Origin of the sequence: Parasegetibacter sp. NRK P23, assembly GCF_023721715.1 — a bacterium.
Lineage (GTDB): Bacteria > Bacteroidota > Bacteroidia > Chitinophagales > Chitinophagaceae > Parasegetibacter.
In genome coordinates, this window is record NZ_JAMDLG010000001.1 from 2834925 (window position 1) to 2851019 (window position 16095).

Sequence of the window (16095 nt, forward strand, 5' to 3'; positions counted from 1 at the left end):
TCAGAAATTTTTCGTGAACAATAAGTGCGAGCCGTGGGAAAACCCCGGCCGGCTCACACTTACGCCAACAATAAAGAGATTGTTTGTTTATGGATTCTGTTTCAGTTCAGGATTCAGGAGAATGTATTTATCGCCTATCGGGTACACGTAACGGTCACTGTTGGGCATCAATGTATAGTTATTGCCTTTGAAAGAGCGGGTAACGGTTACCTGCAAGGCGGCATCTTTGTTCAGGCGTTTCTGATCGAACCAGCGCAAGCCGGTTCCAAAGAATTCCCTTCTTCTTTCCTGCACCACGGCGTTCAATGCTTCTTCAGCGGTGCCCACAGGAAGGTCGGTATAAGTAGTCGTGGAAAAACGTTTTTTCCTGAGTTCGTTCAGTATGCCGATGGCGGTTGCAGCATTGCCGGAACGCGCTTCCACTTCAGCTTTCACCAACATCATTTCCGGCACGGAAGGTCCCTGGTAAATACCTTCGAAAGTATAACGGTGCCTCCAGTAGCCGAAGCCGGTGAACGCGGGCGAAAAACTTCCGCCGGGTTTTACGAAAAGTTTGTAGCGCAGGTCATCGGTACCCAGCAAAGAAAGCAACGCCGTATCCAGTTGAATACCATCATAGTTGCCCGCCTGCTTTTTGGAAAAGATGATCTGCGGATCCTGGAGGCGGCGTGGAATGGCGGAAGCATTTGTTTCATAAGTACGCAGGTCCAGCAATTCATTTTTGATGAAAAGCGCTTTTTCCGCATACAATTTTGCCTGACTAAAATTCCGGGTAAAGAGGTGCGTACGCGCCAACAACGCATACACGGCCGCTTTGGATGGACGCGTATTAAAATCGGCCACGTCGAGCAGGTGGGGTTCCGCGGCAATGAGGTCTTCAATGATCTGGTTGTACACATTCAGAACAGAGGCACGTACCAATGGCACAAACAGGTTGGGCGTGGTAAGCAGGGGTACGCCGGGATCGGTAGCAGCGGTGGTGCTGTCGAACTGCTTCGCGTAAATATTAACCAGGCACCAATAGGAATAGGCCCTGTGCACCAACGCTTCGGCGCGCACCGTTTCTTTCAGTTCAGTGGTACCACGCTGGCTGTCCATTACGCCTGCGATCACTTCGTTGGCGGTATAAATAACCTTGTAAAGATTCTCCCAGTCCACATCGCCCTGTATTTCAGAAAGGTACTTCGCCTGCCAGGTATATACATTCTGGTTGATATCGGAGAGCGCATTCTGTTTGCTCACATCCAGTATCCGGGTATCATCATTGGAATAAATTACTTGTCCGAAGCCGGATTCCATGGTGAAGTTGTTGTCGAGCAAAGCGCGGTAATCACTGGTATAAGTCAGTGTTCTATTTGTATTCTGATCGATCTCCACGAATTTGCGGCAACCTGAGGCGACCGCTATAATGAGTAAAAGGAAATAAATTCTTTTCATTGCAATTGAATTAGAATGAAACATTGAGGTTGAAGTAATAGCTGGTAACCGGTGGCACGCTGTAATAATTCGCGTTGGGATTCAGGAATTCAGGGTCCAGTTTCTCCGCGTTAGCGGCCCAGATCATACCCAGATTCCTTGCCGTAGCGCTGAGGGAAAGTCCCTTGATGCCCCGGGGCAGCATTTTTTCTGAAAACCTGTAGGCCAGCGAAATTTGTTGCAGGCGGATGTTATCGGCCTTACGCACCAGCGCGTCGGAATAACGGTAACGTATAATACTGTTGTTGTTCACGCCGGTAAGTCCGGGCACCACAGTATTGGCTTCATCGCCAGCCGTTTTCCAACGGTAAGCCAGGTCTTCCTGTTTACCCAGCACCCCGAAGAAAGAAGAAAAATTTGGATAGTTGTTGATAGATGGTTTCAGGAATACATGCCCCAAATAGAACGCGGTTTGAACACCCAGTTCTATATTTTTATACCGGAAGGCATTGTTGAAACCACCATGGTAAGGCGCTATTTTCCTGCCAACATACTTCAGGTCATCAATGGTAAAGTCTGAAGTAAGGTTCTGGGTGTGCTTTATGATTTCATTCTTACTGTTGTAAATCTGCGTTTGACCGGTAGCCGGGTCCAGCCCTGCGTTCCTGTAAACGAACATGGAACCGAGATTGTAACCATCCATGATATAACTTCCACCTTGCGCTACTTGTGAGGCGATGAAAGTAGAATAGCGACTATCCGTTACCGTGTTTTCTGAATAAGCGAAGTTCAGCGTAGAGGTGATACCCCAGTCTTTTTTATTAACCACTTTACCTGACAGTCCTAATTCCACACCATTACTTTTGAGTTTACCTGTATTGTAGGACAAGGTGGACCAGCCATAAGTAGCGTTGAAAGGCAAGGTGGCCAGGATACCACTGCTTTTTTTCCAGTAAGCGTCCACGCTGGCAGTGATTCTATTGTTGAAGGCGCGGATATCCAGGCCGGTATTAAAAGTGGCCGTAGTTTCCCAACCCAATTGCTGATTGGCGGGATTCTGTAGCGTAGCGATCTGTTGCAAGGTAAGCGGATCAGTTTGGTTTACCGAGATGACGGTTTTGTTGTATCCGCCCTGCGGTATTGTACCACCAGTGCCGTATGTAACCCTTGCATCAAGCCCGTTCAGCCACAAAACATCACTGAGGAATTTTTCCCTGGCGGCGCTCCATTTAAAGCCCATGCTGTAGAATGGACGGGCCCTTTTGCTTCTGTCGAGTCCGATATTGGTATAGTCATCAAACCTGGCGCTTCCGGAGAAATTATATTTTTCTTTCCAGGTGTAAGCGGCGTTACCGAAATAAGAAAGGAAACGGGTGCGGTTGTCGGAAGGACCGGTAATATTACTTCCCAGTGTGGTGGTCCAGCCGTAAAGCGTCATGTAAGGTGTGGTGGGGTTCACTGTCGCAAAGCTGTTGGTAAGCGGATCGAAGCCATATTGCGTAAACGCGAGCCCACGTGTGTTCGCTTCTTTCACTTCCGTTCCTGCCATCGCGGTAATACTGTGGTCGTTGCCGATATTGTAATTGAAGTTGAGCAGCCCCCTCAGGTTAAGGTCAAAATTATTTACTTCGCTCACCCGGTAAATCCCCCCATTAGGCGCATTGTAAACCAGCCGTCCCAGGTTGTTCACTGTTGTTCCTTCATTGATGAACTTCCTTCCGCTGTAACTTTCTGCCTCGGTGATGCCACGGCTATCCGACATATTGCGCTGGTACATACCCGACACATCCGCGTCCAGCCAGTCCGTGATCTTCACATTCACGCCGGCGTTCAGCCTGATCTGGTGACCACGCGCATTCGTATTCCCATAATTCAGTTCATCCACGGAGCTGTACGTGAAGGGCAGGTAACCTTTGTTGGTGAGGCCCAACGCCACTTCCGGCCTCAGGAAAATATGGTATTGAATCGGCGTTCCCTGTTCGTCAACGAGCATATCATAAGGACGCAAGGAAGTATTCAGCAAACCGAGCGCATCTGTTGCGGTATTATTACTTTGAGAACGGGTGGCCTGGTAGTTAAATCCGGTTCTCAATCTTACCCGTTTGTTAAAGAAGTCGTTGGTCAGGTTCGCGTTAATATTGATGTTCTGGGCGAAGTTGCTTTTGTAAATGGGAACATCTTTGTTGAAGTTGGTAGAAACAAAATAAGTGTTGTTGTCTCCACCACCTGAAAGTGAAAGATTGTATTGCTGACTGATACCGGTTTGAAGCAGGTAATCCCTGATCTGACCGGAATTGTCGCGTGCGGAGATTTGCGCCAGCGCCGCATCAGCCTCCTGTTGTGTGGCCGTTCCGCGTTTCACCTTGAAGAGCCATTCCTGCACTTCACTTGAATTGGCGGTGTTAAGCGGGCTGTACCAGGATACGGCGGTTGGATCGGTGATAAAGTTTTTTTCCACCAGTTCGCGCTCCAGGTCCACGTACTGCGCGGTATTCATCCAGTTCAATGAACTGAGTGACGGCGGTTGCGAAAGGCCCAGTGTAGAAGAAAAATTAATGGACGCGTTGCCTTTTTTCCCGCGTTTGGTCTGGATAACGATCACGCCGTTCGCGCCTTTGGACCCCCAGATAGAGGTAGCCACGGCATCTTTCAGGAAAGTAATCTGTTCAATATCGTTAATATTCAGTGAAGAAAGAATGTTCCCGTTCGCCATCGTACCCACCACATTGTTGGTGTTTACCAGTTTCTGGGAGCTTCCAGTTTCTATCAATGGAAAGCCATCCACCACGATGAGTGGCTCGGAATTGTCTCCATACCCGTTCTGGCTCCTGATTTGTATCCTGCTGCCCCTTACATCAAAACGAACGCCCGGAACTCTTCCCTCCAAACGCTGCATGATGTTTACCGCCGGCACTTCTTCCAGGTCCTTTGCCGTTACCACACCGTACGACCCGGTGGAACGTTCTTTTGAAATGGCCTGGTAACCGTTGTTCACGGTAACCGCCACTTCCTCCATCAAAACAGGCATACGTTCCAGCACTATGGTCAGTTCCGCGGAACCTTCCACCTTAATTTCCTTCGAATGAAAACCTACATAACTGATCACCAGAATATCTCCAGTATTCACGGTAATCAGAAACTTTCCTTTCTCGTCGGATATTACAGATCTTTCGCCGTTCTTTACTTTGATGGTGGCGCCATAAAGCACACCGCCGTTCCCGTCCGTAATAGTTCCCTGTATGGGAACCGGGGGCAATTCATTTACGGGCGCACTTCCAGCCTTCCTGCTCACAAAAATAGTTTGCGAACGGATGGTATATTCCAGTGGCTGGTTTTTGAATACTGTTTCCAGGAAAGAGAGCAGTTGTACATTCTGCGCGGAAACGGAAACGTTTTTTGCATCGTTCAGCAGCGCGCGGTCGCAGAATACCCTGTAACCCGTTTGCGTACGGATAGAAGAGAATACTTTTTCGAGGGAGATATTCTTCCCCGAAAGCGTTACCGATTGCGAAACACCGCGGGCGCCCGCGGTTAGTGCTACGGCCAGGAAAAGAACCGTCAGTTTCATCACTTTCAGCATTTTGGTTGACAACCGGCTGCCGCCTTCCCTGTAACCCACAGGTGCGCCATACCGGCTACAAATAGCAGTTTTTTGCATAATTTGCATTTGGTTTGGTTGATTAAAACAGTTGTACAGAAAATAATTGTCCTTTTTCCAAACCATTCGCCGCTCTGACTCCTACCTCAGGGCGGTTTTTGTTTGAAAGGACAAAGGTTTTAAAACAGTTCTTTTAAGGTAAAACAATGAGTTTTCTGCCGGCCTCAATACGGAAACGCACCCCCGATAACTTCAAGCCCTCCAGCACTTCTTCCAACGTAAGGTCGCGTCCTATTTCGCCATAGAATTTCTTATCGGGAACGCCATGCTGATACACCACTTCTATATCGTACCAGCGGGAGAGCTGCCGCATCACGGCTTCTACGCCCATATTGTCGAAATTAAACCCGCCATCTTTCCAGGCCACCACCTGCGCGGTATTCACCTCGCGTTGCACGCGGAAACTGTTCTCCAGTATAACCTGCTGCCCTGGCTCCAGCATGGCGGCCTGCGCCATTCTTTTCACCTTTACCGATCCTTCCAGTAACGTTACAACTGGGGCTGGCTCATCGCCATAATCATTTACATTGAAATGGGTGCCCAGCACTTCTACCATGGCCCCATCGCCCAGCGCCACCATAAAGGGCTTCGCAGCATCATGCGCCACTTCAAAATAGGCTTCACCCTTCACTTCCACCCTGCGTTCCTTACCCGAAAACGCGGTAGGATACTGTATGGAGGAAGCCGCATTGAGCCAAACCCTGCTGCCGTCGGGCAATACCAGCCTGAAAAACCTGCCGCGCGGCGTGGATATGGTATTGGATACCGGCATGGCATCCGCACCCGCTTCGTAGCTGAGTTTTCCTCCCGCGAGGCGGAGCGCCGTACCATTTTGTGTGGCAATGGTACCGTCGGATAATGTATCCAGCAACACCGTGCTGCCATCGGCAAGGGTCAGGATGGCTCCTTCCCTGCCCGGTGCAACGGGTAAGTTTTTCACAACACCTTGCTGCGCCACATCGTTTTTCCGTAACGCGAGGTAACCGCCTCCGGCCAACAAAACGAGTACTACAGCGGCGGCCCACCAGAAACTGCGCATACGACGGACTTTCGCTTCAGGCTGCACAGCTTCAGGCGTAATATCATCCTGCCTGCCCACCACCGTGCGGAACACACGTTCCGCATCTTCAGGCTTTTGTTCGAAAATGGCAGGAACCCGGTCGTACCACTGCTCCAGCAGTTCTTTCGCCAGCGCCTCCTGCGAAGGATCTTCCCAAAGCGCCGACAATTCGCGGGTTTCATCGGGCGAAAGCGGCCTTTGCGTGAGGGCATCAAATAATGTACGAAGTCGTTGACTGGTCATATTGTAGTGTTCCGGTATAGGTTAAACGCACGAAAAACAAGATCGGGTAGTGCGCCGCGAAATTATTTTTTTATGAAGAGCAGCAAGGTGAGGAATGGGCCGATCCTGCTTCGGAGCAAGGCGGAAATATTGGTAAGATGGTACTTCACGGTGTGAACGCTGATGTTCAGGCGTCCGGCTATTTCGGCATAGGTACGGCCTTCTTCCCTGCTCATCCTGAAGATGGTCTGCTGTTGTGGGGTAAGCTCAGAAAATACCTGCTGGATCCGGCGCTCCATTTCGCGAAACTCCAGCTTTTCATCGGGCGCCGGTAAGACCGCCACCGTTTCCCCCAGTTCCTCCAGCGCCCGTTTTTCCACCCCTGCCCTTCTGAAAAAAGAATAAGCGGCATTCCGGGCAATGGTGCGGATCCAGGTACTGAAGTAATTCATGGTTTTCAACTGGGTTCGGTTTTCCCACACTTTAATGAATACATCCTGGGTAATTTCTTCGGCGAGGATATCCGTTTTAACGAGGGTATAGGCAAAAGAATAGACGGTAACACGGTATTGATCGTAGATTTTCCTGAAAGCAGTTTCATCGCCTTCGGCAACAAGTTCCAGCAGTTCCGGTTCGTTGTACAGGTCGTGTTTCAGGTTTCAACAGTTTTGTGAGGGGATAAAATTAAGTTTTTTTTGATGGGGATGGAGGTTTCGGGGGAAAGCGGGGGCTCACGCGATTGCTTCGTACCTCGCAACGCAAGGGAGCAAGGACGCAAGGCGTTGAGGAGTTGGTGAAGAGATATTTTCGCGCAACGGCGCTACGACGCGGGGCATTGACAAGTTAGCGTGGAGATATTTTTGCAGCGGTGCGCTGCTTCGTGACTCGCAGGCGCGGAGCAGTGTATAGTTGGCGGAGAATATTTTCTCGCGGGGACGCGGAGGCGCGGAAGTGCGGAACGTAAAGTAGTTCGTGAAGAGTTATTTCTCGCAACGACGCCACGACACGGGGCATTGATAAGTTGGTGGAGAATATTTTCTCGCGGAGCGCACTGCTTTGCACCTCGCGGGCGTGGAACGTTGAGGAGTTGGCGGGGAGTTTGGTTTGATAATTTCTTGGGGAACGGGGCGGTATTGCAAATAAAATCGCCCCCGACGAGGCGGGAGCGATTTCAACATATAAACGAATAAACCAACTACTGCTTTATGACCCGAGCTTTGTGGGAAGCACCGGTTTCATCTTTGAGAACAAGGAGGTACATGCCGGCAGGCAAGGAAGAAATGTTCAGTTGAACGGAAGTTTCGGCTCCCGCGAGGTGCTGCTTTTTGACGAGTGCGCCATTCATGTTGAACAATTCCAGCGCTGCGCCTTTAGCGGTTCCCTGGGGAAGCTTCACGGTTAAAGGGCCGCTGGTGGGAACGGGATGCACGGAAAGCGTTTCGCTGAATTCCGTAATCGTTCCGGCAGCAGGGGTTTGCATGCGCGCGGAGAACCCGGACACGGTTCCACAACCCGCGAACGACAATTCCGCCACGGAGGCCCAGGGGTTATTGTTCACTTCGGAAGTGGCCGTTAAGCGCACATACCGGGCAGGGATAGCCGTAAAGCTTACCGTTTGTACGGCCGTACTGTTGGGCCAAACGCCTTCCGCCACTTTAAACCAGGTGGTGCCGTGTACACTTACTTCTATCGTGTAGTTTTTAATACGACCGTTGGCACTGTTCTGCCGCGGCGTATAACTCATGGACGTAAGGTTGTGCACAGCCCCCAGGTTGATGGTGATATAATGTGGCATAGGCGCTGTGGTGCCGGAATACCTGGTGTGCCAGATGGTGCTGGTGCTGCCATCAATGGCGTTCGTGGCAGGTGATGTTTCAGCGCTGGTCTCCTGGCTGTCGAAACCGTGCACACTGTAATTGGACCGTGCAATAGCAGACGAAGAACAGGAAGCAGGCACCGCACAGCCATAGAAACTGAGTTCCGCTGCAGAGATAAACTGGTTGCCACCCACCTCAGAAGTAGCCGTTAAACGGACATACCGGGCCGTTGCAGGAGCGGAAAACACCACATCCTGCGCAAGGGCCGAATTGGCGAAGTTGCCCGTGGCCACCTGCGTCCAGGTGGTGCCGTTGGTGCTCACATGCACCTGGTAGGCATTGATGCGTCCGTTGGTACTGGATTGGCGGGGAAGGTAGTTGAGTTTGGTTACGTTGTAGGTGCCGCCCAGGTCAACTGAAACGAACTGCGGAAGCGTTGTTCCCCCACCGGAATATTTGGTGTGCCATATCGTGCCGCTGTTGCCATCGATCACGTTGGAAGCGGGCGCTGACTCCGAAGATGTTTCCTGGCTGCTGAAACCATGAATCGCATACTGCGTGCGCGGAATGATGGCCTGACATGGTTCGCAGGTATTGGGCAATACTTTTATAAAATTGGTGAGTGTTTGGGAATGTGACCCATACTGATCGGTTACGGTTAAGGATACATTGTAACTTCCCGGCGTGGCACCGGTATAACTTACCAAAGGGTTCTCCGCGGTGGATGTGGACGGACTACCACCCGGAAAACTCCAGGAATAGGAAACCGAAGTACCATTTTTCACCACACTGTAATCACGGAACTGAACCGAACCTGTAGTGGTACAACTAATGGTATCGCGATCGGCGGAAATTTGCGCACGTGGGTTAGAAGGCTCGTATAAATCATGTTCCCAGGCGCCACGACTGGTGCCGATCATCAGTTTTCCTTTGAAGTAATTGATGAACATGAACCGCACGTCGAGCATTGGAAGTCCGTTGCCCAGTTTCACCCAGTTGCCCATGGCGTTATTCCGGTAGAACACGCCTGATTTATTCCCCACATACACACCACCGGCACTGCCGCGCTGGAAGATGATTTTGGTAACGGGAAAACTGGTAAGTACTGAGGTGGTTAGATTTGAATACGAAGTTCCTCCATTGGCCGAACGCAGCACCTGGCAGGTATTCTGCACCCCGGAATAGGTGACCCAAATTTCGTTGGGATCAAGGTCGGAGACCGCAATATCTGATATATTACGTACACCCGTTCCTGTTACAGCGGTCGAAGGAGTGATATCCGTCCAGTTGGTGCCGCCATCCGTTGTTTTCCAGAGTTTGTTGTTCGTTAATCCTTCCACTACGTAAATCACGTTCGGGTTACTCATGCAGATGTCTTCCCGGAAAACGTCGTTGGTAAACGTTTTGATGACCTTATTGATGGTAACGCCATTGTTATCGCTGCGGATCAACGATTTTTTCCAGGTAGCAAGGTTGGGGTTCCCGGATGGAAATCCGCCGGCATGGTGCGTGATGAAGGTATAGTAAAGATTGGGGTGAAAGTGCATGGTATTGAAATACGCGTATATACCACCCGGATCTATTTCCTGAGCGCCCGCGCCGGAATTCATGGTACGGGGTCCGGTACGCACCACATGGTAAGTGTTGTACCCCTGTGAATACAGGTAAATATCGTGCAGGGGGTTCACATCACTGTTGCCCTGGTCGGCGCCCATGGCATTGTACCAGCCCTGGTAGCCTTCGTTCTCCCTGATCATGAGCGGTCCGTGGTTGGTACCGGCACCCAGCACATCCGATTTATGTGCCGCACCAAATCCCCAGAGTTCATGGTTGGAAATCGCGGCGGTAAGGTTGGTGAACGTATTGCCGCTGTTGGTGGAATACACGGCTTCGCCATCGTTCCCCAGCAATACTTTCCCGCTTACCATGCTCAGGGTGCGGAGATCGGCGTGAACGGTAGTGGATGAATTGCTGAACGATACGCCGTTATTAGTGGAATAATGCGCCACGGTTTCCGCGTAAGAACCATAAATAATGTTGTTATCATTGTTGATATCCATGGTAATATCACCATGGTGCAACCCGGGGTCTCCGCTCACCATGTTGGCCCTTGTTTGCAATACAGCGCCGGTAAGTGAATCCAGTTTAAACAGATGCACGGCATGGTGGCCGTAAGCGCTGGTTCCCGTTCCCATGGCCATGTAAACTACCCCGGGATTATTCGTTGCGGTAAGCAATTTGGCCCAACCAACAATATTATCGGTAACGCCCGATGGAATGCTGATGTTGCCAAGGTTGGTAAAACTTGATCCCGCGTTTCCTGAACGGTACAGCGTTACGTAATTCTGGTTATCGTTCCGGTCGATATGGTAAACGATATTGCTGTTTGTACCGTGAAAGTCGAGCATTTCAGCATTCACACCGGCACCACCCCATACGCTGTAGTTTTTAAGTCCCGTGAGGATGCTTGTCCAGGTAGTACCGCCATCTGTGGTACGGTAAACAGCCGTCCCCCACCGCGCCAGCACGATATTGGGGTTTGAAGGAGAGACAGCGATATCATACGCGTTCACGCCGGGATAGTTGGTGGAGTTCATGTTGGTGGAAGACCAGGTAAGGCCACCATCGGTTGATTTGATGACCGCGGCAGAGGTTCCCCTGCTTATCGCATACACATAACTGTTGTTTGCTTTACAGATATCAAGGTCAATGTATTCTCTGTCGGGAAGGTTGGCATCAGTAAGCTGCCATACACTTCCGCCGTTTGCGGAAACCCACAGACCACCTGTTGTAAAGCCGATGAACATTTTGTTGGCATCTGTGGGATCAATTCTGGCGCAACTTACGTAACCGCCTTTGTTCCCCTTACCTGAATAGTTGGTTTCATAGATGTTGCGCGGGCCGATCATGCGCCAGTCGCCGGCCATGGTATCCGTTACGGAAGCCCAGGCTTTGGGCGCGGCGGCGGCAATTTTATTGTAATTGGTTCTGGGCGGTTCCATCACCCTGTTCTTTTTGTCGAGGTAGAACACCTGCGTCTTCAGCCAGTTGGCGCATACATCTTTGGCCTTACTGTCTTCGGAAGGATATTTTCTGAAATAATCGGTGAACAGTTTTTTCACCTGGAAATAGTTGGGATTTTTTTCCTTCATCAGGGTGAACCATACAGATTTCCGGTGTTTCTCTTCGAACCGTGAAGCGGCTTCTTCGTGTTGCGCCGCAACAGCCTTGGTTTTTACAGAATTGAATTGTTGGTCCTGGGCCTGCAGCAATGCGCTGCACAACAGCATCACAGGCAACAAACGTTTGCTTTTCATAATGCAGTGGTTGGTATTTGGTGATCAATTAAGAGAGAGGGTTAATCCTGGCCAGGTTTCTCTAAATTATCACTAATTGCCACGTTCTGCAATAGCCGAAACTGTGAGAGACACTAAAAAGAAAAGCGCAAACGATTGAGAGCAGCCCTTCAAACGTTTGCGCTATTTTTATCAAAAGAATATTCAACTCACCATTCCAGCTGAAGGAAAGAAACGCCCTGTCGCGGCAGACTGAAGGAGACCGGCAGCCTGCCTTTCACCGCGGAAACCTGTTCAGGCTGCTTTAGCAAATGCAGTTTACCAGCCGCTTCCAGCTCTTTCACCTGCGCAGGTGTTGGATTTTGGGGAGCACCCATTTTCTTCCACACTTCATAAGCATTACTGAACTGGTCGTCGATGAGGTAATGAGAAAGTTTCATTTTCCCTGTGGGAAGTCCTTTCAATTGAAGTTGTACCGTTTCGGCCACTCCTTTCAGGTCATCATCATGGTAGTTCCATACCATGATGGTGGCTGAACGTTTATCGCTGCAGGCCATGGCATTGATATCCGTATAATTTCTTCTGAAACTTGAATCCACTGCGGTACGCAGATCGTAAGCGCGGTCACTTACTACTTCCACCCTGTTGCCTTTCATTTTACCAAACATTCGGAACACGTTCAATACGGGCTTATCCACGCCGTTGGTGGCCAGGTCGCGAAAGCCATAAAACCAGGGCTGGTCCTCGAATTCAAAAGACCAGGATACCGCTCCAAGGAAGTTCACCTTATACAAATCGGCCAGCATATATTTCCGGGCGAAAGATGCCGCGGTATAACTTGAATACATTGTGCCGTTCCGGTATGCGTTCTCCGGATTCGTATGCATTCCGCAGGCCGCACAACCTTCCGGATCCGACTCCCCGATGATGATGGGCAAACCTTTCAGTTCGGGATAAGACGCCACAAGTTTAAACCCGGCTTCTATATCGCGTAACTGGTTGCCCATACTCATGCGCACGGTACCATTCACCAAACGGGGCCATCCTTTCGCATGAAAAAGTATCGCGTCGAGAGGGGAACCGGTTTTGCCCGTTACATAGTTGGTTCCCCTTAAACAATGTTCAAAAAAAGCGCGCAGCCATTTTTGTGCGCCACTGCTCGCTGTTCCGGCAATGTTGTTGCCGCCCACTTTAGCTGTTGGCAATGCTCTTTTAATGGCATCGGCTGTATAATCGTATAACTTATGAAATTCTTCCATCGTGCCTTTCCAGTAGTGTCCGTTCGGTTCGTTCCACAGTTCCCAATACCAGCTTTCCACTTCTTTCTTACCGTAACGATCCACCGAATGTTTTACCCACTGGTAAACGAGTTCTGCCCATTTATTATAATCCTTTGGGGGATAGGCCCAACCGGTAATGATATCAGTATAAGGATCACCGGGTTTCCAGTAATGGCGGTAAGGCTGGGGATGCGTGGACAGCGCCTCCGGCATGAACCCCACCTGCGCGAGGGGTTTCATCCCCCGTTGGATATAGGTATCGAAAATACTGTCGATAATCGTCCAGTTGTACACCGGATTACCATTGGCATCTTCGGTGTAGGCATTGGTGGAACCCCATTTCAGCGCGGCTTTTCCATCGCCGGAAACCAATAAACTATGGGTACGCACATACACAGGACCGGGACTAAGTTCCGCGATTTCCGACAACAATTTCTTCCCGTCTTTCATATAGGTATAGTTCGGTTCATCGTACCCGAACCAGGCCCAGGCGGGATACATGGGGCCAATCGTTTTGCCCATATCGATATCAATACGCGCGCCTGCGGCAGATTGTGCGTCGGCTGCGTTAAAAATCAGTACAGTGGCAATGGAGAGCATCAGCCTCCGGAGCGATGGCAAGCGTTTATACATGATAGCTGATTATCTGGTTTTGATGCGGATAACTGTAAACGAATATGGTGCGAGTTCCACATTAAAATTATCGCCCACTTCCATCCTGCTTTCAACGGGCTTCGCATCTTTACTGGCAGGCTCGCCTTTCAGTACTACTTTTAAAGCTTCTTTTCCTGAAACAGGCACTCCATTCATATCCACCGAGGTTTTCACTTCCACGGGCAGCATGTTTACGAGTTTCACCACCAGGTCGCCGGTTTTCGCATCGCGCACTACGGAAGAGGCAATTCTTTTTTTAACGGCGTCGCGGTTGTTCGAAATAGCCGTTGTTGCCGGCAGGTATTCCGTTCCCGCATGCTGACCATACAACTTCTGCACATGGTAACCCACTGTTGGCTTCACTTCCGCATTATTGAAATAGATAAGATCCGGACTCCATTGTGTATGTCCTTCCTTTGCCAGCAGGGGCGCGTATGACGTCATGGCAACCACATCGCCATTGCGCTCAATGGAGGTGAGGTACAAAGCTTCAGCGAGCGCGGTCTCAATATTGTTTGGTCTGCCGGGCAAATGTGCCGCATATTCACCCAGATAAACTTTCGATTTGGAACGATCGTATTTATCGTAAAAATCCTGGTTGTGGATGAACCATCCGGGGGGAAGATAATAGTGTTCATCTACCATTGGTACATTGGTTTTATCGGCCACATGCCATCCTTCTTCATAATCGGTTCCTTCAAAGAAAGGCCCTACGGTTCCGATCACCGTAATTTCAGGATGTTTCTCTTTCATGGCACTGAAGATCATGGTAAAGCGTTCTTCAAACACATCTGTGATCAGGTCTTCGTTGCCGATGCCGATGTATTTCAGGTTGAATGGCGCGGGGTGACCCGCTTCAGCGCGCACCTTTCCCCATTTTGTTTTTACGCTTCCATTGGCATACTCCACCAGGTCCAGCACTTCCTGAATGTATTCATCCATCTCCTCCATCGGCACACCACCCTGCTGGCCCGCTCCCCCGGTTCCGGAGTTCTGGCAGGGCACCGCCGCGGGTACTACCGGTAATGGCTCAGCGCCAATATCCTCGCAGAACTGGAAATATTCAAAATAGCCCAGTCCCGCGGTTTGGTGGTAACCCCAGAGGTTACGTTGCGGCTTACGTGCCTCTAGGGGACCAACCGTATTCGGCCAGCGGTACATATTCTCTAATCCATCTCCATGCGCCACACATCCTCCGGGAAAACGAATGAAGCGTGGTTTAATATCGGCTATCGTTTGGGCGAGATCGGCACGAAGACCATTTTTTCTGCCCATGAATGTTTTTTGCGGGAAAAGAGAAACCATATCCAGGGCCACGGTTCCTGCTGAAACGGGTTTAATTTCCAGTACGGCGTCCGGAGCGGAGGCGCGGGCCGTTAATACAGCTGAAGTTTTCTTCCAGGAACTGTTATTCACGGGAACGATAACCTCGGCCAGTACTTCTTTGTTCTTGTTCACCAATCGCACCTGTAACTTTCCTTTCTTCCCTTCCAATTGTTTGGAGAAAAGGGAAAGATCATACTTATCCCCTTGTTTTACAGTGATGCCGTCAAAGCCCTGATTGATGAGCACTGCACCCGGTTGGGTGGTACGCAATACCGCATAATGCGGATTATTGGCATGAATGGGGGCGGCTGTTTCCACTTGAAGTGTGGCGTTCTCCCCTACCAGTTTCCAGGAATGCAGACTGTTCCAGTTGGGATCATTGCCACGATCGGAAGGCTGGTATTCGAACCCGCGGTTCTGGATCAGTTCAGCATACAAACCACCATCGGCCGCGTAGTTGATGTCTTCGAAGAAAACACCCACCAATAAATCACTGATCGGTTTCGCGTTGGCCGGTTGCAATTGCAATTTCATTTCAACGGGTTTGAGTCCGGCAAAACGGGTAGCATCCTGGCTGGTTGTTTCACCGTGCAATCCTCCGCGGTATTGTTGTACTTCAAACTTCTTCACCAGTTCCTCCACGGCGCTCCAGGTTACCCGGTGTATTTGCCCGTTCACCTTTCCTTCGGGCAGGAATACCGTTTCATTCGCGCCATTGTTGTAAGCGGAAGCGCTTGTTTCCACCGGCGCCGAATAGGTTTTAAAATCCTTTGTAGTTACCTTGAAATATTTACCCGCACTTTCATACATCACATGGTACTGGTTCGTGCTTTTATCGAAGCTGACCGCGGGTTTCATAAACCGCTGTCCATTGGCTACGAGCGGGTAACTTTGCCGTCCCCAGTTCACGAGATCGGAAGAAGCCGCGTGCGCGAAAGCGTTGTCGTTTTCGTTCAGGCTCCAGATGCAGTGCCAGGTATTGGAAGCATCACGCAGCAGGAAAGGGTCTATCATTCTTTTTTCTGCTCCCCATCTGCCGTAATCCGATCTTAGGTAACCGAATTCGTTCCCGATGGGAAACCAGTTCTGCCTGTCGCGGCTCCAGGCGAAATGCAGCCCGTTGTGGTAGTTGTTTTTGGCAGTTGTGTAAGAAAGCAGGTAAACGGAGTCTGGCTCACTATTATTGGCCAACAGGTTATTTACGGGAAGAAATCCCAAAAAACACAATACAACCGCGCAAAGGCGGGAAATGGCAAAACGCATGATCGTTGACTTTTTCAAAAGCAATATGCTCTTACAAGAGCTGTTACCTGCCGAAAATACCGAAATATAATTAAGTGTACAAATAACAATTATTAAACCGATT

Annotated in this window: 7 protein-coding genes; all 7 read right to left on the reverse strand. The window is 50.1% G+C overall.

The features are described from left to right. Positions 1 to 87 precede the first annotated feature (87 nt). The gene (locus tag M4J38_RS11580) at positions 88 to 1437 is read right to left on the reverse strand and encodes a RagB/SusD family nutrient uptake outer membrane protein (protein ID WP_251759761.1); all 1350 of its coding nucleotides are present in this window, start codon (positions 1435 to 1437) and stop codon (positions 88 to 90) included. A gap of 10 nt (positions 1438 to 1447) precedes the next feature. Continuing rightward, positions 1448 to 5074, reverse strand: a complete 3627-nt coding sequence (locus tag M4J38_RS11585; RefSeq protein WP_251759762.1) for a SusC/RagA family TonB-linked outer membrane protein — start codon at positions 5072 to 5074, stop codon at positions 1448 to 1450. Between the two features lie 133 nt (positions 5075 to 5207). Beyond that, complete coding sequence (locus tag M4J38_RS11590; RefSeq protein WP_251759763.1) at positions 5208 to 6377, reverse strand: FecR family protein; 1170 nt, start codon at positions 6375 to 6377, stop codon at positions 5208 to 5210. 62 nt (positions 6378 to 6439) lie between these two features. Beyond that, positions 6440 to 7012: an RNA polymerase sigma-70 factor gene (locus M4J38_RS11595; protein ID WP_308217826.1), complete on the reverse strand. Its 573-nt coding sequence runs from the start codon at positions 7010 to 7012 to the stop codon at positions 6440 to 6442. A gap of 539 nt (positions 7013 to 7551) precedes the next feature. Then, positions 7552 to 11490 (reverse strand): discoidin domain-containing protein, encoded by a 3939-nt coding sequence (locus tag M4J38_RS11600; RefSeq protein ID WP_251759764.1) that lies wholly within the window; start codon positions 11488 to 11490, stop codon positions 7552 to 7554. A 188-nt stretch (positions 11491 to 11678) separates the two neighbouring features. Further along, positions 11679 to 13382, reverse strand: coding sequence for a beta-xylosidase (locus M4J38_RS11605; RefSeq protein WP_251759765.1), 1704 nt, complete (start codon positions 13380 to 13382; stop codon positions 11679 to 11681). A 9-nt stretch (positions 13383 to 13391) separates the two neighbouring features. Next, positions 13392 to 15992, reverse strand: coding sequence for an alpha-L-arabinofuranosidase C-terminal domain-containing protein (locus tag M4J38_RS11610; RefSeq protein WP_251759766.1), 2601 nt, complete (start codon positions 15990 to 15992; stop codon positions 13392 to 13394). Between the last annotated feature and the right edge of the window lie 103 nt (positions 15993 to 16095).

Bases quoted from the DNA above. Each gene is read 5' to 3' on its own strand.
- M4J38_RS11580 (WP_251759761.1), bottom strand. From the start codon at position 1,437: ATGAAAAGAATTTATTTCCTTTTACTCATTATAGCGGTCGCCTCAGGT.
- M4J38_RS11585 (WP_251759762.1), bottom strand. From the start codon at position 5,074: ATGCAAAAAACTGCTATTTGTAGCCGGTATGGCGCACCTGTGGGTTAC.
- M4J38_RS11590 (WP_251759763.1), bottom strand. From the start codon at position 6,377: ATGACCAGTCAACGACTTCGTACATTATTTGATGCCCTCACGCAAAGG.
- M4J38_RS11600 (WP_251759764.1), bottom strand. From the start codon at position 11,490: ATGAAAAGCAAACGTTTGTTGCCTGTGATGCTGTTGTGCAGCGCATTG.
- M4J38_RS11605 (WP_251759765.1), bottom strand. From the start codon at position 13,382: ATGTATAAACGCTTGCCATCGCTCCGGAGGCTGATGCTCTCCATTGCC.
- M4J38_RS11610 (WP_251759766.1), bottom strand. From the start codon at position 15,992: ATGCGTTTTGCCATTTCCCGCCTTTGCGCGGTTGTATTGTGTTTTTTG.